This is a genomic window from Phaeospirillum tilakii, assembly GCF_042683125.1.
Lineage (GTDB): Bacteria > Pseudomonadota > Alphaproteobacteria > Rhodospirillales > Magnetospirillaceae > Phaeospirillum > Phaeospirillum tilakii.
On sequence record NZ_JBHUIY010000019.1, the window covers coordinates 50,200 to 66,185 of the forward strand.

Below are 15,986 nucleotides of genomic sequence, written 5' to 3' on the forward strand. Positions count from 1 at the left end.
CCGCGATGTCCCCCCCGCCCCCCGCCCCGCCCCCCGCCCCGCCGGTGACCAGCGCCGCCGGGCTCGGCCTGATCGGCTGCCACCGCTGCGGCCGGCTCAGCCCGGCGGGCACCCACCGCTGTCCGCGCTGCGGTTCCGCCCTGCACCGGCGCAAGCCGGCCAGCCTCGACCGCACCACCGCCTTGCTGGTGGCGGCGATGATCCTCTATCTGCCGGCCAACCTGCTGCCGATGATGGAGACCCGCTCGCTGTTCACCCAGACCCAGGACACCATCCTGAGCGGGGTGGTCTATTTCTGGACCACCGGCTCGGCCGGGCTGGCGGTGCTGATCTTCGCCTTCAGCATCCTGATCCCGATGCTGAAGATGGCGGCGCTGGCGACGCTGGTGATTTCGGTCCGCACCGGCCGCCCCCGTTCGCGCCGGCAGCGGATGACGCTGTTCCGGGTGATCGAGTTCGTCGGGCGCTGGTCGATGCTCGACGTGTTCGTGGTGACCTTGATGGTCGGGCTGGTGCGCTTCGGCTCGCTGGCGGTGGTCAAGGCCGGCCCGGCGGCGGCGGCGTTCGGGGCGGTGGTGGTGTTGACCATGTTGGCGGCGTTCAGTTTCGATCCCCGCCTGATCTGGGACAAGGACGAGGGCAAGGATGAACGATGATCCCGCCGATCTGGCCGCCGAGCCGGAGATCCGCACCCGGCCGCGCTGGGTTCCGTCGATGGTGTGGCTGGTGCCGCTGCTGGCGGCGCTGATCGGCGCCTCGCTGGTGATCCAGGCGATCCGCGAGCGCGGCCCGACCATCGTCGTCAGCTTCTCGACCGCCGAGGGGATCGAGGCCGGCAAGACCAAGGTCAAGTACAAGGCGGTCGATATCGGCGAGGTCACCGCGCTGCACCTCGCCCCCGACCGTTCCCGCGTGCTGGTGACGATCGACCTCGCCAAGGAGGCCGAGCAGTTCGCGGTGGCCGACAGCCGGTTCTGGGTGGTGCGGCCGCGTCTGGCCGGCTCGGGGGTGTCGGGGCTCGACACCCTGCTGTCGGGCTCTTACATCGGGGTCGATGCCGGCTATTCCAGCGAGCGCCGGGCCGAGTTCACCGGCCTCGAACGCCCGCCGGCGGTGGCGGCCGACATCCCCGGCCGCCGCTTCACCCTGCGCGCCGAGGACATCGGCTCGCTTGATGTCGGCTCGCCGGTGTTCTTCCGCCGCATCCAGGTCGGCCATGTCGAGACCACCGCGCTGGCCCCCGATGGCGGCAGCCTGACGCTGGGGATCTTCGTCGATGCCCCCTACGACCATTTCGTCACCACCAATGCCCGCTTCTGGCATGCCAGCGGGGTCGATCTCAAGATCGACGCCAACGGGGTCAAGGTCGATACCCAGTCGCTGGCCTCGATCCTGATGGGCGGCATCGCCTTCGAAAGCCCGGGCAGTCAGGCCGAACCCGCCGCCGACGGCACCGAATTCGCCCTCGCCGCCGACCATACCGAGGCGATGAAGAACCCCGAGGGCAACGCCTTCCCGCTGCTGCTGCGCTTCCATCAGAGCGTGCGCGGCCTCGCCGTCGGCGCGCCGGTCGATTTCCGTGGCGTCGAACTGGGCCGGGTGCGCTCGATCGACCTCACCTACGACAAGCGCACCGGCGATTTCGCCCCCGAGGTGCTGCTCGACGTGTTCCCCGAGCGGCTGGCGCTGCCGCTGGAGGAGGGCAAGAGCAAGAACCGGGTCGCCGCCCGCGCCCGGGGCATCGCCGAACTGGTCCGGCGCGGCCTGCGCGCCCAGTTGCGCACCGGCAGCCTGCTGACCGGCCAGCTTTACGTCGCGATCGACTTCTTCCCCGATTCCGCCCCGGCCCGGTTCGACCTCACCGCCGAGCCGATGGAGCTGCCGACGGTGGCGAGCGACCTTCAGGAGCTGTACCAGCAGGTCCAGGCGATCCTGCGCAAGGTCGACCGGCTGCCGATCGAGACGCTGGGCCAGGACGCCCACCGCCTGCTGACCAGCCTCGATTCCAGCCTCAAGAATCTCGACGCGGTGATGCAGCGCACCAACGGCGAGGTGCTGCCCGAACTGCGCGACAGCCTGAAGCAGATGCGCCAGACGGTCGAGGCGCTGCAATCGCAGACCGCCGCCGACGCGCCGCTGCAACAGGATTCGCGGCAGGCGCTGCAAACCCTGACCGAGGCGGCGCGGTCGCTGAAGAATTTGACCGACACCCTCGACCGCCAGCCGGAATCCCTGCTGCGGGGCAAGAAGGATCAGGACAGATGAGACAGGCAAGCCGGATCGGGCTGATCTTCGCGGCCTTGGCCCTCGGCGGCTGCGGCGCCTCGCCGCCACCGCGCTACCACGCCTTGCTGGCCGACCCCGCCCCGCTCGGCGGCGGCGGCGCGGCGATGCTGGTCGAATTCCTGCCGGTGGCGGTGCCGCAGCGGCTCGACCGCGACGGGCTGGTGCTGGGCGGCGGCGGCGGCGCCCCGCTCGACGTGCGCGACAACGACCGCTGGGCCGCGCCGCTGGCCGACGAGATGCGCCAGGTGGTGGCCGACGCGCTGTGGCGCCGCCTGCGCGCCGCCGACACCTACCGCGCCCCGGTCGCCCCCGGCGCCAGCCCGCTGCCGCAATACCGCCTCGCCCTGCGGATCGAACGGTTCGACGCCGTGCCCGGCCGCAGCGCGGCGGTGGAAGGGTCGTGGACGGTGCGCCGCCTGCCCCAGGGCAGCCCGGCCGCCTGCCGCGCCGGCTTCGCCGTGCCCCTGCCGGGGAACGGCAGCGACGCGGCGGTCGCCGCCCTGGCCGAGGGGGCCGGCCGGCTGGGGGAGAGAATCGCCGCCAGCCTCGGCCGGCTCGACCGGGGCGAAGCGGATCCCTGTGGCGGGGAATAAAAACGCGGGCGCTTGCCGCGCGAAGGACAAGGAACGGGTTCCAAGGGCCCTCGGCCCTTGGCGGGTGCGGGCGGCGCCCGCGTCTTTTACAGCAGGCCGAGCGCCTTGAAGCTGACGTCGCCCTTGCGGCCGATCACCAGATGGTCGTGCAGTTGCACCCCGACCACCGCCAGCGCCTCGCGCACGGCGCGGGTCATTTCGATGTCGGCCTTCGACGGCTTGGGGTCGCCGCTGGGGTGGTTATGAACCATGATCAGGGCGCTGGCATGCAGGGCCAGGGCGCGGCGCACCACCTCGCGCGGGTAAAGCGGGGTGTGGTCGATGGTGCCGGTCTGTTGCAGTTCATCGGCGATCAGCACGTTCTTGCGGTCGAGGAACAGCAGGCGGAACTGTTCCATCGGCAGGGTCGCCATCGCGGTGCGGCAGTAATCGACCAGCGAATCCCAGCTTGAGATCACCACGCTGTTGATCACCGGGGCGCGGGCCAGCCGGATCGCCGCCTCGCGCGCCACCTTCAGCGCCACCGCGGTGCGCTGGTTGATCCCGGCCTCGGCCATCAGCTCCTCGACCGGGGCGGTCAGCACGTCGGCGAAGCTGCCGAAGCGGCGGATCAGCGCCTTGGCCTGGGGCTTGACGTCGCGACGGGGGATTGCCAGCGTCAGCAGCAGTTCGAGCAGCTCGTAATCGGGCAACGCCTCCGGCGCCTCGAGAAAACGGCGGCGCAACCGCTCGCGATGCCCCGCGAGATCCTGCTCGTCCTGCTCCATCGCCTCCGCTCATTTCCCGGACCCGGACAGACCAACGGCGGCATCGGGCCGATGCCGCCGCGCCACGCCGGGCGCTCCGCCCGGCTCAGGATGCCAAAGCCGCCGGGCGAAGAAAAGCGCCTCCCCCTTCTACAAACGGGCGAGGAAGGATTCCAGCCAGGCCTGGCGTTCCTCCAGCTGCGAGATGTCGTGGTCGAGCCACGCCACCAGCGCGCTGTCGATGCCGTCCTCGCCCACCGCGCTGCCGCGCAGGTCGATCAGCCGGGCCAGCTCGGTCTCGACCGCCTCGATCAGCCGATCGACCTGGGCCCGCCGTTCCGACGGCTCCAGCAGATCGAGGAAGCGGATCTTCAGCGCCACCACCAGCTTCGACAGGTCGCTGCCCAGCCGCAGCCGCGCCGTCAGCAGCGCATGCAGCTCGCGCCGGCCGGCGGCGGTGATTTCCAGCCGGGCATCGTCCTCCATCCCGGCACCGTCGACCGCCTCGACCAGCCCCTCGTAGCGCAGCAGCTCGATCGAGGTGCCCATCAGTTCCAGCGACGGACCCATGATCCGGCTGGTGAAATGACGCACCGCCCCGGCCAGTTCGCCATAGCGCATCGACCGGGTGGCGAGAGTGCCGAGGGCACAGAGCCGCACGGCTTCCTTGGGAGTGAGGGTGTTGTCGGCGAACATGGCGGGGGCTCCATGCGAAATTGAACGAATCCAACATACCCGCTCTTAACCAACCTGTCGAGTCATATATTCGTTTTTTGCATGGAAAGGCTTGCAATCGTAAACAAATAGTTCAGACTGGCCGGTTCTTGAAATCAGGGGCGGAAGGAACGGGGCATGCCGGACGAGGCGGTGCCGGTCTGGGTGCTGGCCGACGACCGCGCCGGCAATGTCAGTCAGGCGCTGGGGGTGGCCGAGGCGCTGGGCGTCCCGTTCGCGGTCAAGACCCTGGCCTATGACCGCTGGGGCGCCCTGCCCAACTGGCTGCGCGGGCGCGGCCTGCTCGGGCTGACCCCGGCCAGCCGGGCCGGATTGGTGGCGCCCTGGCCGCGTCTGGTGATCGCCGCCGGCCGCCGCACCGCCCCGGTCGCCCGCTGGCTGCGCCACCGCTGCGGCGCGGCGCTGGCCCAGATCATGGATCCCGGCGCCCCCGGCCGCGACGAGTTCGCCCTGATCGCCGTGCCGGCCCATGACCGCCCCTCCCCCGGCGCCAACCGTTTCGAGATCCTCGGTGCCCCCCACCGCGTCACCCCGGCCAAGCTGGCGGCGGCGGCCGAACTGTGGGCGCCGCGCTTCGCCGCCCTGCCCCGCCCCTGGGTCGCGCTGATCGTCGGCGGCGCCACCCGGCGCCGGCCGTTCCCGGTCGCGCTGGCCGCCGACCTCGGCGCCCGCGTCGCCGCCCTGGCCCAGGACGCCGGCGGCTCGGTGCTGCTGACCACCAGCCGCCGCACCGGCGCCGCCCAAGCCGAGGCGCTGGCCGCCGCCCTGCCCGAGCCGCGCTGGCTGCATCTGTGGGGCAGCCCGGGCGACAATCCCTATTTCGGCTTCCTCGCTTTGGCCGACGCGGTGATCGTCACCGGCGATTCGGTCAGCATGTGCTGCGAGGCCTGCGCCAGCCCGGCCCCGGTGCTGATCTGGGCGCCGCCCGGCTGGGTCGCCCCCAAGCACCAGCGCCTGCACCGCCTGCTGTTCGAGCGCGGCCTCGCCCGCCCGCTCGACGACGGCGCCAATCTGACGCCGTGGCCCCGGCCCCGGCTCGATACCGCCGGCGAGATCGCCGCCGCCCTGCGGCCGTTGCTGGAGCGATAAGTAAAGACGCGGGCTCTGCCCGCCCCCGCCAAGGGCCGAGGGCCCTTGGAACCCTTTCCCTTGACCTCGCCGCGCCCAACCATCGATGGGATCCAAGGGCCTTGCGGCCCTTGGCGGGTGCGGGCGGAGCCCGCGTGACTCGGGGGGAAGCGCCGCCTAGACTGGCGTCACGCAGACCCAAACGGGTCGATGTCTACGGAGCGGGAACCGATGCAGACGATCTTCGTGATGGTCAAAACCGAACTGGGCCGGGCCTACGAGGTCGCCACCCTGGCGGTCGACACCGAACTGGTGTCCGAGGTCCATTCGATCTCGGGTCAGTACGACCTGATGCTGAAATGCTATCTCGACGAGGGGACCGACATCGGCAGCTTCATCACCGAGCGGATCCAGACCCTGCCCGGGGTGCGCGACACCTTCACCCTGATCGCCTTCAAGGCTTTTACCTGACCGGAACGGGGGGGGCGCACCGCCTCCCCCGCCGGATCAGGCCTTGTCGCGGGCGCGGGCGGTGGCGCCCTCGATGAAATGCCACGCCAGCAGCGCCGACAGGCCGAGGAGCAGTTCGCGCCCGCGCTTCAGCAGCGACAAAGCGAGGGCGACCTCGGTCGGCAGGCCGAGCATCGAGCCGAACAGCATGTAGCCGCCTTCCTGGAGCCCGATCGCGCCCGGCACGATGAAGGCGACGCTGCGGATGGCGAAGATGATGCTCTCCATCGCCAGCACCTCGGCGAGGCTGAGCGGCACCCCGAGCAGATGCAGCCCGACCCAGGCTTCCGCCGCCCCGGCCAGCCAGGCGGCGAGGTGCCAGCCGACCGAGCGGAGGACGCGGATGCGCTGGCGGTAGATGTCGTTGATCGAGGCCAGCACCCCCTGTTCGAGGTCGGGGGCGTCCCAGCTTTTCGGCATCAGCCGCGACGGCAGGGTCTCGAGGAAATGGACGAACCAGGAACGCTGCACCAGCACCATTCCGGCCAGCACCGGCATCGCCACCAGCAGGGCGATCACCCCCCAGCGGGTGACGTCGGAATGGGGATAGAGCCAGGCCCACATCGCCACCCCGGCCAGACTGAACAGGAACTGGCCGGCGGCCTCGGCGGTGATGTCCACCACCACCCCGGCCCCGGCCACCGGGGCACGCACCCCGAAGCGGGTCAGGTGGCGGATGCCGGCCATCTCGCCCGACAGCGGGATGAAGCCGGCCATCTCGCCGACGCCGTCGCGGATCCAGCGCCCCATCACGAACACCCACAGCTTGAGGCGGGGCTCGCCGACCTGGAGCGCCGCCCAGCTCAGGCCGCACAGGGTCATCGGCAGCAGGTGGAAGGCGGTGAGGATCAGCACCCCGCTCCAGCCGGCCTTGTCGAGGGCGCCGCCGACGTCGCCGAATCCATCGCGCAGCCACCAGGCGATGCCGAGGATGACCGCGATCAGGACCAGCCGCCAGGCGCCGGACTTCATGCTTCGGCCGCCGCCTGGACGAACGACACCAGGGTGATGCCGCGGTCGCGCACCCGGGCCCGGTTCGACGGATCGATCAGGGCGCGGTACTCGGCGCTGACCTGATAGGTGGACGGCATCGGCCGCACCCCCCAATGGCCGGTGGCGGGATGGGAATAGATCTCGGACAGGCCGTCGGGCAGATGGTCGAGATAGGACGCGACCTTGGCTAGATCCATCGCCCCGCTGTCGTTGAGCCCGAACGAGCGGTCATTGACCACCAGGCCGGCCGCCTTGGCCCGCGCCCGCATCCAGGCGCACAGCGGCGCATAGGCCAGCCCGTTGAACAGCCGCAGCCCGATCTTGTCACCACGCGCGGCGATCGAGGCCAGCGCCGGCTCGTAGGGGATGCGGATCCCGAGCGCGCCGAACTCGACCGCCAGATCGACCGCGATCGCGAACAGGGTCGGGTGCTGGTGGTAATGATGATGGAAATCGACATGGGCGAGACGCAGGCCGGTGGCGGCGAAACGCTCGAACTGGGCCCGCATCTCCTCGCGCGCCTGACGCTGGGCCTCGCGGTCGAGGAAAATCCGCGCCCCCTTGCGCACCAGATCGCGGCCGAAGCGGCCGTCCGGGCCGACCAGGGCCGGGATCGCCTCGGGCGGCAGCGCCGGAATGCCGTCGACCATGGTGACGTGCAGACCGACGCCGAGGCGCGGCAGCCGCTTGGCCCGGGCCACCGCGTCGGCGCAGGCCGCCTCGGTCACCATCAGGCTGGCCGAGGTGAGGATGCCGTTGACGTGGGCGTCCTCGACCGCCTCGTTGACCTCGACCGAACGGCCGAAATCATCGGCGGTGACGATCAACCTCTTGCTCATGATTTGGCCTTCCCCAGCAGATGGCACAGCGCCGGCAGCACCACGAAGGTCGCCAGCACCGACAGCGCCAACGAAACGAACAGCAGCAGACCCATCGAGGCGGTGCCGAGATGCGGCGACACCGCGAGACTGCCGAACGCCGAGCCGGTGGTCAGCGCGCTGAACAGCACCGCCCGGGTGGTCGGGGTCTGCAACGGCTCGGTCACCCCGTTGCGCCAGTTGACGACAAAATAGATGTTGAAGGCGACGCCGATGCCCAGCAGCAGCGGCAGGGCGATGATGTTGGCGAAATTGATCGCCAGCCCGAAGGTCCAACAGACGATCACCGTCGCCAGCGCCCCGATCAGCAGCGGCGCCAGCACCAGCAGGGTGTCGAGCAGCCGGCGCAGCATCACCGCCAGCATCAGCCCGATGCCCACCAGCGCGGCCAAGGCGGCGATGGCGAAGGCATGCACCACCACCCGGCCCGACAGCTCCATCGAGATCGGCGAGCCGGCGGCGTCGGGGGCCAGCGCGGTGATGGCATCGACGAAGCGGGCGCGGGCGCCGGCATCGGCCATGTTCTCGCGCGGCACGGCCTGGACCCGGGCGCGGCCGTCGGGGGTCAGCCAGTTGCGGGTCAGGTCGGCCGGCAGGGTTTCGAGCGTCAGCGGCCGCACCTCGACCAGACTGGCGCGCAGGCCGACGATCAGCCCGGACAGGCCGGCGGCGGTGGCGTGATCGAACGCCCGCACCTTGTCGGGACCGGCCGCCGCCACCGCGTCGAGATGGGCGGCGAGGTCGCGGGCAAGCTGGTCGCCCGGCAGCACCGCCTCAAGCTGGCGGGCCAGCGCGACCATCGCCTGGGCGGTGGCGGCGGCGTCGGGCGGCGGCAGCACCTGGGCCGGATCGAGGGTCGGCCCCAGCACCTGGGCCATGTCGGCCAGGATCGGCAGGGTCTGGTCCTGGTCGGGCGGCAGGAAGCTTTCCAGCGTCATGGTGCGGCGGACGCCGGGCAGGGCGTCGAGCCGTTCGGCCAAGGCGTGGGCCTGGCCCAGGCTGGGGGCGAGGATCTCGACCGCATAGACCCCGGATTCGGGATCGCGGGCGAGGTCCTGGAAGGTCGCCACCGCCTCGGCCTTGGGATTCTGGAGGTGAAGCGGGTCGAAATCGAGCGGCAGCGCCGGCAGCAGCGCCGCGCCGGTCGCCGCGATCAGGCCGGCGCCCCACACCACCGGACGGGCGCGGCGGGCGAGGAAGCGGTCGGCGGCGGCCAGCTTCAGCCCGACCGGCTCGGGCTCGGACGGCGGCTTGATCAGCGCCAGCAGCGCCGGCAGCAGGGTGAAATCGACCACCAGCGCGATCACCATCCCGCCGCCGGCGATCAGGCCGAGCTGGGAGACGCCGGTATAGGCGGTGGGCAGGAAGGAGAGGAAGCCGACCGCCGTCGCCAGCGCCGCCAGCGACAGCGGCGCCGCCATCAGCCCGGCGGCCGAGCGGACCGCCGGAGCGGCGTCGGTCAGACGGTACCGCTCGTTGCGGAACGAGATGACGAACTGGATGGCGAAATCGACCGCGATGCCGACGAACATCACCGCGAAGGCGACCGAGATCGGATTGAGGCTGCCGACGGTGGCGGCGGCGAAGGCGGCGGTGGCGACCAGCCCGACCGCGAGGCTGATCATGATCGCCGCCACCACCCGGAACGACCGCACGCCCCAGAACAGCAGCACCAGCACCGCCAGCAGCGACAGCGGCGCCGACAGGCCGACCCCTTCGGTGACGGTGGCGAAATTGGCGTCGGTCAGCGCCACCGAGCCGGTCAGGCGCAGGCGGTAGCCCTGGTCGGGGGTGACCCCGGCGGCGGCGGCGGCGGCATGGATCGCGGCGGTGCCGGCGGCGCCGCTTTGGAGTTCGGCATGGTCGAGCCGGACCTGGACCAGCAGCACCCGGCTGGGGGTGTCGCGCCCGGGGCCGGCGGCGGCGAGGCTCTGCCAGTCGGCCGGCTCGGCGGCGCGGCCCTCGGCCAGCGCACCGGCGGCGCGGTCGAGCCGTTGCAGCAGCGGTTCGACCTCCTCGGCCGCCGCCTGATGGCGGGCGACGCCCTCGAGGATCATCTGGGTGGCGCCGACCAGCCCGCGCAGCGACGGATCGCGCGCCACGGTGCCGAGCAGCGGCTGGGCCGCCATCAGCCGGTCGGACAGCGCCGACAGCTCGGTCGGCGACAGGAACATCAGGCCGTAGCGGCGGAAGAACACTTCCTCGGCCGGGCGGGACACCGAGCGGATCGCCGGATCATGGCGGGCCTCCAGCGCGGCGGCCAGCCGTTCGACCCCTTCCTCCGCCGCCTCGGGGGTGGCTGCGTCGAGCACCACCACCAGCCGGTCGAGGGTGTGGGGGAAGGCGGCATCGATCGTCGCCTCGGCCTGGCGGAACGGCAGATCGCCGGCGATCAGCTTGGATTCGTCGGTGTCGAGGGAGAGATGGGTGGCGGCGTAATAGCCGAGCCCGGCCGTCGCCAGCAGGGCGACCGTCACCACCGCCCAGGCATGACGCCAGCACCAATCCACCAGGAAGACCGCGAGACGCCGGGCCATGATCTTGTCCAGTCCTGAACTGTTCCTTGGAAAAACGAAACGCGCCCTGCGGCGCGAGCGGGACTGTGCCCCGGAACGACCCCACAGGGCAAGGGGATGATCGCGCCCCTCCCATGCGTCGCTTTCGGCCCTGCCGGACGGGGCGCCGCCGGGCTTGACGCCCCCCGCCCCGCTGGCGTAAACGGGCTCAGTCCAACATCCCGGAACACGGTGCAACTCCGTGGCGGTCCCGCCGCTGTAATCGGGGACACGGACCACTGGGGCGGAAAACGCCCGGCCACTGGCGGCCAACCGCCGGGAAGGCGTGGTGCCGTGGCTGATCCGAGAGCCAGAAGACCTGTTGGGCCTCATCAAGAGTCTCGGGGCGGAATCCGATGGAAAAGGGTTTCGGCAAAGGGTCCGTCATGGCCCGGCGCCGTCGCCCCGACCAACGTGGAGTCCGTGAAGGCCATGACCAGAACCGATCAGAAGACCACCCGTCCGGCGGTGATCGCCAGCCGCAAGAGCTGCGACGCCGAAGGCACCGGCCTGTCCCATTACGTGCTGATGGACAAGCAGGTGAAGCGTTGAGCCTCGTCACCGAGGTGAAGGGGGGAGCGGCGGGGGCCGCTCTTCCCGACGGGCTGGACTGGTTCGACATCGGCCATCCCGACTACACCGCGCTGATCGACGCCGACACCGCCTTCTGGTCGCTGGTGCGCAAGGACCAGACCGGGGCGGTGATCGAGGACGGCGCCCTGCTGGCGCAGTGGCACGCCAAGCGCGATTCGTTCGCCCAGGAAATGGACATGCTGCGCTTCCATCTGAAGCCGTCGGCGGTCTATTTCAATCCGACCGAACGCTGCAACCTCGATTGCGCCTATTGCTACATTCCGGGCGAGATGCGCAAGGGCGGCCAGCAGATGAGCAAGGAGACCCTGCTCGACGCGATGGCCCGGCTCGACGCCTATTTCAGCCGCACCCTGCCGCCCGACCGCAAGCCGCAGATCATCTTCCACGGCGCCGAGCCGATGCTGGCGCGCGAGGCGATGTTCGCCGCGATCGAGCAGTACCGCGACCGCTTCCGCTTCGGGGTGCAGACCAACGCCACCCTGCTCGACGACGAGGCGGTGGCGTTCCTGACCGGCCAGGGCTGCGGCATCGGCCTGTCGCTCGACGCCCCGGTGCAGGATGTCGCCGACCTGTCGCGCAAGCGCTGGAACGGCGACAGCGTGTTCGATTCGACCCTGCGGGCGATCGACCGGCTGCGCGGCTATCCCGGCTTCAACGTGATCTGCACGATGAACCGCCAGAACGTCGATCAGCTGACCGCGATGGTCGAGTTCCTCCACGCCCGCGAAGTGCCGGCCTGCATGCTGAACTTCGTCCGCTGCACCCAGCAGGGCGGCAGGGATTCGTGGGTCGAGGACGCGGTGGTGGCCAAGGCCTTCACCGCCGCGCTCGACCGCACCCATCAGCTCTACCGCGAGACCGGCCGCAAGCTGGTGGTGGCGAACTTCGCCAACATCCTGATCTCGATCCTGGCCCCCACCGCGCGGCGGCTGATGTGCGACATCTCCCCCTGCGGCGGCGGGCGCAGCTTCTTCGCCCTGGTCCCCGACGGCACCCTGTTCCCGTGCAGCGAGTTCATCGGCCTGCCCGAGTTCGCCGGCGGCAACCTGTTCCAGGACCGGATCGAGGACGTGCTGGAGACCGCGCCGTTCAAGAAGGTGTCCGAGCGCAAGGTCGAGGACATCGCCAAGTGCGCGATCTGTCCGGTGCGCCATTTCTGCGGCTCGCCCTGTCCGGCCGAGGCGCACGAGGCCAATGGCGGCATGAACCAGATCGGCGCCTATTGCGACGCCTATCTGGAACAGGCCCGCTACGCCTTCCGCCTGATCGCCGACGGCATCGAGGGCGATTACCTGTGGGATGGCTGGGACGAAGGGACCGAAACCACCTTCGCCTTTGGCGCCTGTTGACGCCGGCTCCGCCGCCCGGGATCCCCCCGGGCGGCGGAAGCCACCCGACGGGGTAGGCAAGACCCGGCAAAGCGGCTATGCTGACCGCCTCAGCCCTGGTCCCGGCGCCGATGCCCCCTCCCCCCGTTTTTCCTCCCGATCCCGGCGGCAGTTTCGAATACCGCCTGCAACGCACCCCGGTCGGCGTGGTGGTGCTCGATGCCGAACGGCGGATCCTGTCGGCCAACCCGCTGGCGCGCCAGTTGCTCGGCCGCGACCGCACGCTGCCGTTCGGGCGCGACATCCTCGACCTGCATCCCCCGGCGGCGCGGCCCAAGGTGGCGTGGCTGATCGAGTGCGCCCGCGATTCGGCCGAGGGCGCCGCCGCGCTGGTGGTCACCACCCCGATCGGCAGTCTGGTCGCCAAGGTCACCCGGCTGCAAACCGGCCCCGAGCCCGGCCAGATCGGCTATTGCATGATGTTCCACGCCCAGGGCGATCTGGCGATGGGACCGCCGGTCGCCACCGGCCCGCACGGCGCCCTGCTGCTGAAGCTGCCGGTGGTGCGCGGCCAGGGGGGAGTCACCAGCCTGATCGACGTCGATCAGGTGGTCTGCCTGACCGCCCAGGGCCATTACGCCGAGGCCCGCACCCTGGCCTTCGCCGCCTTCTGCCCGCGCTCGCTGGCCGACCTCGAACGCCGGCTCGACCCCGCTCTGTTCCTGCGGGTCCATCGCCGCCATCTGGTCAATCTGCGCCACATCCTCGCCACCGAACGCGACGATGGGCGGCTTTATCTGCGTCTCGCCGATCAGGCCGCCACCCGCCTGCCGGTCAGCCGCGACAAGATCGACCTGCTGCGCCGGTTGCTGGCGCTGTAAGCGGGCTCCCGCCCGCGCGCCTTGCGCGCAATACCGGAAAAATCAGCGGGCTCCCGCCCGCACCCGGCCGGGGCGATGCCCCGGACCCCCTTCTTTTTCGAAAAAAGGGGAGGTCCGGAGGCGCCGCCTCCGGGCGGGCCCGCGGGCGGCAGCCCGCGCGAGGCGTCACATTGCGCGCCATTGGCGCGCGGGGCGGCAGCCCGCACGAGACGTCAGCCCAGGGTCTTCTTCATCTGGGCCATGTCCAGTTCCTTCTCCCAGCGCGACACCACCACGGTAGCGACGCCGTTGCCGATGAAGTTGGTCAGCGCCCGGGCCTCGGACATGAAGCGGTCGATGCCGAGGATCAGGGCCAGACCGGCCACCGGCACGCTCGGCACCACCGCCAGCGTCGCCGCCAGGGTGATGAAACCGGCCCCGGTGACGCCGGACGCGCCCTTCGAGGTCAGGATCGCCACGCCGAGCAGGGTCGCCTGCTGACCGAAGGTCAGGTCGATGTCGAGCGCCTGGGCGACGAACAACGCCGCCATCGTCAGGTAGATGTTGGTGCCGTCGAGATTGAACGAATAGCCCGAGGGCACCACCAGCCCGACCACCGACTTCGAACAACCGAGCTTCTCAAGCTTGGCCATCAGCGGCACCAGGGCGGATTCCGACGAGGAGGTGCCGAGCACCGTCAGCAGTTCTTCCTTGATGTAGGCGATGAACTTGAAGATCGAGAACCCGGTGGCCCGCGCGATCAGGCCGAGCACGATGATGATGAACAGGATGCAGGTCAGGTAGAAGCTGCCCATCAGCGCCAGCAGCGGCTTCAGCGCGGCGATGCCGTACTTGCCGATGGTGAAGGCCATCGCCCCGCCGGCACCGACCGGCGCGAGCTTCATCACCGCATTCATCATCGCAAAGAAGATGTGCGAGCATTCCTCGATGAAGCGGTGGACCCCGGCGCCCTTCTCGCCCATCCGGCTCATGGCGTAGCCGAACAGGATCGCCACCAGCAGCACCTGGAGCAGGTCGCCCCCGGCGGTGAAGGCGTCGAACAGCGTCTTCGGGATGATGTGCAGGATGAAATCGACCGTGCTCTGTTCCTCGGCCAGCTTGGCGTATTTCGCCACCGCCTTGGCGTCGAGCTGGCTGGGATCGGCGTGGAAGCCGTCGCCGGGCCGGATCACCCACATCACCACCAGACCGATGATCAGGGCCAGGGTCGAGACCAGTTCGAAATAGAGCAGCGCCTTGCCGCCGACCCGGCCGACCTTCTTCATGTCGCCGGCCCCGGCGATGCCCAGCACCACGGTACAGAAGATCACCGGACTGATCAGCATCTTGATCAGGGCGATGAAACCGTCGCCCAGCGGCTTGAGGTTCACGCCCAGTTTCGGTTCGAAATACCCCAGCGTGCCGCCGGCAAGGATCGCCACCAGCACCCAGAAATACAGATGTCCTGTCAACCTTTTCATTAGTTTATCCCTGAAGAGAGGAAACCATAACGGGAACAGGCGCGGCCGCCGCCGCGCGCCCGCCGGACTCCCCCGCCCCGTCACCCCCCAAGACCGTCGCGGCCCAACGCCGCGCTTTCCTTCGCCAGGGTTGCGGCCAGATTGACGTGGCCGTTGCCGACGACGGATCGGATCCCGGTGGCGTTTCGTTCGTAACAGACCGCGTTGCCCAGATCATCCTCTAAATATTGTCGCGGCCGACCGGACACCGAATGGAGACTGACCAAGTCCGGTGAAAAGGGGCGATTTTATTCGCCGGATGGGCGATCGTGACCGGGAAACGGCGGCCCGGCGATGAAAAAGCACAGGGAATCCATCGCCCTGACCACCCCGCTGGAACCAATGGGCAAGCAACAACACCGCCGGTCCAGTAAAAAGGACCGGCGGCCTTGTGGTTAATACCTACAGAGGGGACCGGGCCGGCCGCGGCGGGAGCGGGCGACAGCGGAGGGGGGCGACAGGCGGGGGGCGCGGCCCTGGCCTAATCGAACGTCGCCGGCTTGATCTCGTCGTCGGTATGGCGGCGCTGTTCCGCCATCACCAGCCCGCCCAACTCGCGCTTGAGGTCGTTGAAATCGGCCCGGGCGGTGTCACGCGGGCGCGGCAGGGCGATCGGCACCACCGCCTTGATCGTCCCCGGCCGATAGGTCATCACCACGATCCGGTCGGCGAGGTAGATCGATTCCTCGATCGAATGGGTGACGAAGACGATGGTCTTGGCGGTTTCCTGCCACAGCCGCAGCAATTCGTCCTGCAGGGTGCGGCGGGTCAGCGCGTCGAGCGCCCCGAACGGTTCGTCCATCAGCAGGATCGGCGGATCGAGCGCGAGGACGCGGGCGATCGCCACCCGCTGGCGCATCCCCCCCGACAGGTCCTTGGGATAGCGGTCGCGGAATTCCGCCAGCGACAGCGTGTCGAGCAGGGTGCGGGTGCGGGCCTCGATCTCGTCGCGCCTCATCCCCTTGATCTCGAGGCCGAAGGCGATGTTCTTCGCCACCGTCATCCAGGGGAACAGGGCATATTCCTGGAACACCATGCCGCGATCCGGCCCCGGGCCGCGCACCGGCGCGCCATCGACGCTGATCCGCCCGGCGGTGGGGGGCGCGAAGCCGGCGATGGCGTTGAGCAGGGTCGATTTGCCGCAGCCCGACGGCCCGAGCAGGCAGACGAACTCCCCGGCGCGGATCGACAGGTCGATGCCGCCGAGCGCCACCATCTCGCGCGCGCCGAGGGCGAAGCGTTTCTCCACCCCCGCGATCTCGATCTGGCCGGGCCCGGATGGGGCGAGCGTGGGGGCGGCGGGAAACATCTTGGTCATGT

The 15,986-nt window shown here is 70.1% G+C and carries 15 protein-coding genes and 1 riboswitch; of the genes, 8 read left to right on the plus strand and 7 right to left on the minus strand.

Translation table 11 applies throughout. The features are described from left to right. The first annotated feature begins 5 nt into the window (after positions 1–5). Genes ACFSNB_RS10850 through ACFSNB_RS10860 form a run of 3 tightly spaced genes read left to right on the plus strand, consistent with a single transcriptional unit; the run spans position 6 to position 2,879 of the window. Positions 6–656 carry a paraquat-inducible protein A gene (locus tag ACFSNB_RS10850; protein WP_377316383.1) on the plus strand — a complete coding sequence of 217 codons (651 nt, stop codon included), beginning with the start codon at positions 6–8 and terminating at the stop codon, positions 654–656. Further along, positions 646–2,265, plus strand: a complete 1,620-nt coding sequence (locus tag ACFSNB_RS10855) for a PqiB family protein (protein WP_377316385.1) — start codon at positions 646–648, stop codon at positions 2,263–2,265. The genes ACFSNB_RS10850 and ACFSNB_RS10855 overlap by 11 nt, the downstream gene beginning before the upstream one ends. Next, positions 2,262–2,879, plus strand: coding sequence for a PqiC family protein (locus ACFSNB_RS10860; protein ID WP_377316387.1), 618 nt, complete (start codon positions 2,262–2,264; stop codon positions 2,877–2,879). Before ACFSNB_RS10855 ends, ACFSNB_RS10860 begins: the two co-directional genes overlap by 4 nt. 86 nt (positions 2,880–2,965) lie before the next feature. On the opposite strand, the gene radC is transcribed toward ACFSNB_RS10860, so the two are convergent. Together radC and ACFSNB_RS10870 are read right to left on the minus strand one after the other, a co-directional pair. Further along, the gene (radC, locus tag ACFSNB_RS10865) at positions 2,966–3,646 is read right to left on the minus strand and encodes a RadC family protein (protein ID WP_377316389.1); all 681 of its coding nucleotides are present in this window, start codon (positions 3,644–3,646) and stop codon (positions 2,966–2,968) included. A gap of 129 nt (positions 3,647–3,775) precedes the next feature. Then, positions 3,776–4,321, minus strand: coding sequence for a hypothetical protein (locus ACFSNB_RS10870; RefSeq protein WP_377316391.1), 546 nt, complete (start codon positions 4,319–4,321; stop codon positions 3,776–3,778). 156 nt (positions 4,322–4,477) lie between these two features. On the opposite strand from ACFSNB_RS10870, the gene ACFSNB_RS10875 reads away from it, so the two are divergent. Then, complete coding sequence (locus ACFSNB_RS10875) at positions 4,478–5,449, plus strand: mitochondrial fission ELM1 family protein (protein ID WP_377316393.1); 972 nt, start codon at positions 4,478–4,480, stop codon at positions 5,447–5,449. A gap of 210 nt (positions 5,450–5,659) precedes the next feature. Then, complete coding sequence (locus ACFSNB_RS10880; protein WP_377316395.1) at positions 5,660–5,899, plus strand: Lrp/AsnC ligand binding domain-containing protein; 240 nt, start codon at positions 5,660–5,662, stop codon at positions 5,897–5,899. A gap of 36 nt (positions 5,900–5,935) precedes the next feature. Here ACFSNB_RS10880 and ACFSNB_RS10885 read toward each other — a convergent pair whose 3' ends face one another. Genes ACFSNB_RS10885 through ACFSNB_RS10895 form a run of 3 tightly spaced genes read right to left on the minus strand, consistent with a single transcriptional unit; the run spans position 5,936 to position 10,346 of the window. Further along, on the minus strand, positions 5,936–6,910 hold the full coding sequence (locus tag ACFSNB_RS10885) for a lysylphosphatidylglycerol synthase domain-containing protein (RefSeq protein ID WP_377316397.1): 975 nt from the start codon (positions 6,908–6,910) through the stop codon (positions 5,936–5,938). Beyond that, positions 6,907–7,770 carry a hopanoid biosynthesis-associated protein HpnK gene (hpnK, locus tag ACFSNB_RS10890; RefSeq protein ID WP_377316399.1) on the minus strand — a complete coding sequence of 288 codons (864 nt, stop codon included), beginning with the start codon at positions 7,768–7,770 and terminating at the stop codon, positions 6,907–6,909. The genes ACFSNB_RS10885 and hpnK overlap by 4 nt, the downstream gene beginning before the upstream one ends. Further along, entirely contained in the window at positions 7,767–10,346 is a 2,580-nt protein-coding gene (locus ACFSNB_RS10895; protein WP_377316401.1) for an MMPL family transporter, read from the minus strand. The genes hpnK and ACFSNB_RS10895 overlap by 4 nt, the downstream gene beginning before the upstream one ends. A gap of 202 nt (positions 10,347–10,548) precedes the next feature. Then, a riboswitch (cobalamin riboswitch) is annotated at positions 10,549–10,683 on the plus strand. A 113-nt stretch (positions 10,684–10,796) separates the two neighbouring features. Between ACFSNB_RS10895 and cbpA the strand changes: the two genes are divergently transcribed. The 3 genes from cbpA (at position 10,797) to ACFSNB_RS10910 (ending at position 13,167) form a co-directional block, all read left to right on the plus strand. After that, entirely contained in the window at positions 10,797–10,916 is a 120-nt protein-coding gene (cbpA, locus tag ACFSNB_RS10900) for a modified peptide precursor CbpA (protein ID WP_377316403.1), read from the plus strand. Next, positions 10,913–12,307, plus strand: a complete 1,395-nt coding sequence (gene cbpB / locus ACFSNB_RS10905) for a peptide-modifying radical SAM enzyme CbpB (protein WP_377316405.1) — start codon at positions 10,913–10,915, stop codon at positions 12,305–12,307. The genes cbpA and cbpB overlap by 4 nt, the downstream gene beginning before the upstream one ends. Before the next feature lie 110 nt (positions 12,308–12,417). Continuing rightward, positions 12,418–13,167 carry a PAS domain-containing transcriptional regulator gene (locus ACFSNB_RS10910; protein WP_377316407.1) on the plus strand — a complete coding sequence of 250 codons (750 nt, stop codon included), beginning with the start codon at positions 12,418–12,420 and terminating at the stop codon, positions 13,165–13,167. Between the two features lie 212 nt (positions 13,168–13,379). On the opposite strand, the gene ACFSNB_RS10915 is transcribed toward ACFSNB_RS10910, so the two are convergent. Both ACFSNB_RS10915 and ACFSNB_RS10920 read right to left on the minus strand, forming a co-directional pair. Further along, positions 13,380–14,627 (minus strand): dicarboxylate/amino acid:cation symporter, encoded by a 1,248-nt coding sequence (locus tag ACFSNB_RS10915; protein ID WP_377316409.1) that lies wholly within the window; start codon positions 14,625–14,627, stop codon positions 13,380–13,382. A 520-nt stretch (positions 14,628–15,147) separates the two neighbouring features. After that, entirely contained in the window at positions 15,148–15,984 is an 837-nt protein-coding gene (locus tag ACFSNB_RS10920; protein WP_377316411.1) for an ABC transporter ATP-binding protein, read from the minus strand. Positions 15,985–15,986: the final 2 nt, after the last annotated feature.

What these genes read in the sequence shown, in the direction of transcription:
- cbpA (WP_377316403.1), top strand. Translation starts at nt 10,797, where the DNA reads ATGACCAGAACCGATCAGAAGACCACCCGTCCGGCGGTGATCGCCAGC.
- ACFSNB_RS10850 (WP_377316383.1), top strand. Translation starts at nt 6, where the DNA reads ATGTCCCCCCCGCCCCCCGCCCCGCCCCCCGCCCCGCCGGTGACCAGC.
- ACFSNB_RS10895 (WP_377316401.1), bottom strand. Translation starts at nt 10,346, where the DNA reads ATGGCCCGGCGTCTCGCGGTCTTCCTGGTGGATTGGTGCTGGCGTCAT.
- ACFSNB_RS10875 (WP_377316393.1), top strand. Translation starts at nt 4,478, where the DNA reads ATGCCGGACGAGGCGGTGCCGGTCTGGGTGCTGGCCGACGACCGCGCC.
- ACFSNB_RS10860 (WP_377316387.1), top strand. Translation starts at nt 2,262, where the DNA reads ATGAGACAGGCAAGCCGGATCGGGCTGATCTTCGCGGCCTTGGCCCTC.
- radC (WP_377316389.1), bottom strand. Translation starts at nt 3,646, where the DNA reads ATGGAGCAGGACGAGCAGGATCTCGCGGGGCATCGCGAGCGGTTGCGC.
- ACFSNB_RS10870 (WP_377316391.1), bottom strand. Translation starts at nt 4,321, where the DNA reads ATGTTCGCCGACAACACCCTCACTCCCAAGGAAGCCGTGCGGCTCTGT.
- ACFSNB_RS10915 (WP_377316409.1), bottom strand. Translation starts at nt 14,627, where the DNA reads ATGAAAAGGTTGACAGGACATCTGTATTTCTGGGTGCTGGTGGCGATC.
- ACFSNB_RS10855 (WP_377316385.1), top strand. Translation starts at nt 646, where the DNA reads ATGAACGATGATCCCGCCGATCTGGCCGCCGAGCCGGAGATCCGCACC.
- ACFSNB_RS10910 (WP_377316407.1), top strand. Translation starts at nt 12,418, where the DNA reads ATGCCCCCTCCCCCCGTTTTTCCTCCCGATCCCGGCGGCAGTTTCGAA.
- ACFSNB_RS10920 (WP_377316411.1), bottom strand. Translation starts at nt 15,984, where the DNA reads ATGACCAAGATGTTTCCCGCCGCCCCCACGCTCGCCCCATCCGGGCCC.
- ACFSNB_RS10880 (WP_377316395.1), top strand. Translation starts at nt 5,660, where the DNA reads ATGCAGACGATCTTCGTGATGGTCAAAACCGAACTGGGCCGGGCCTAC.
- hpnK (WP_377316399.1), bottom strand. Translation starts at nt 7,770, where the DNA reads ATGAGCAAGAGGTTGATCGTCACCGCCGATGATTTCGGCCGTTCGGTC.
- ACFSNB_RS10885 (WP_377316397.1), bottom strand. Translation starts at nt 6,910, where the DNA reads ATGAAGTCCGGCGCCTGGCGGCTGGTCCTGATCGCGGTCATCCTCGGC.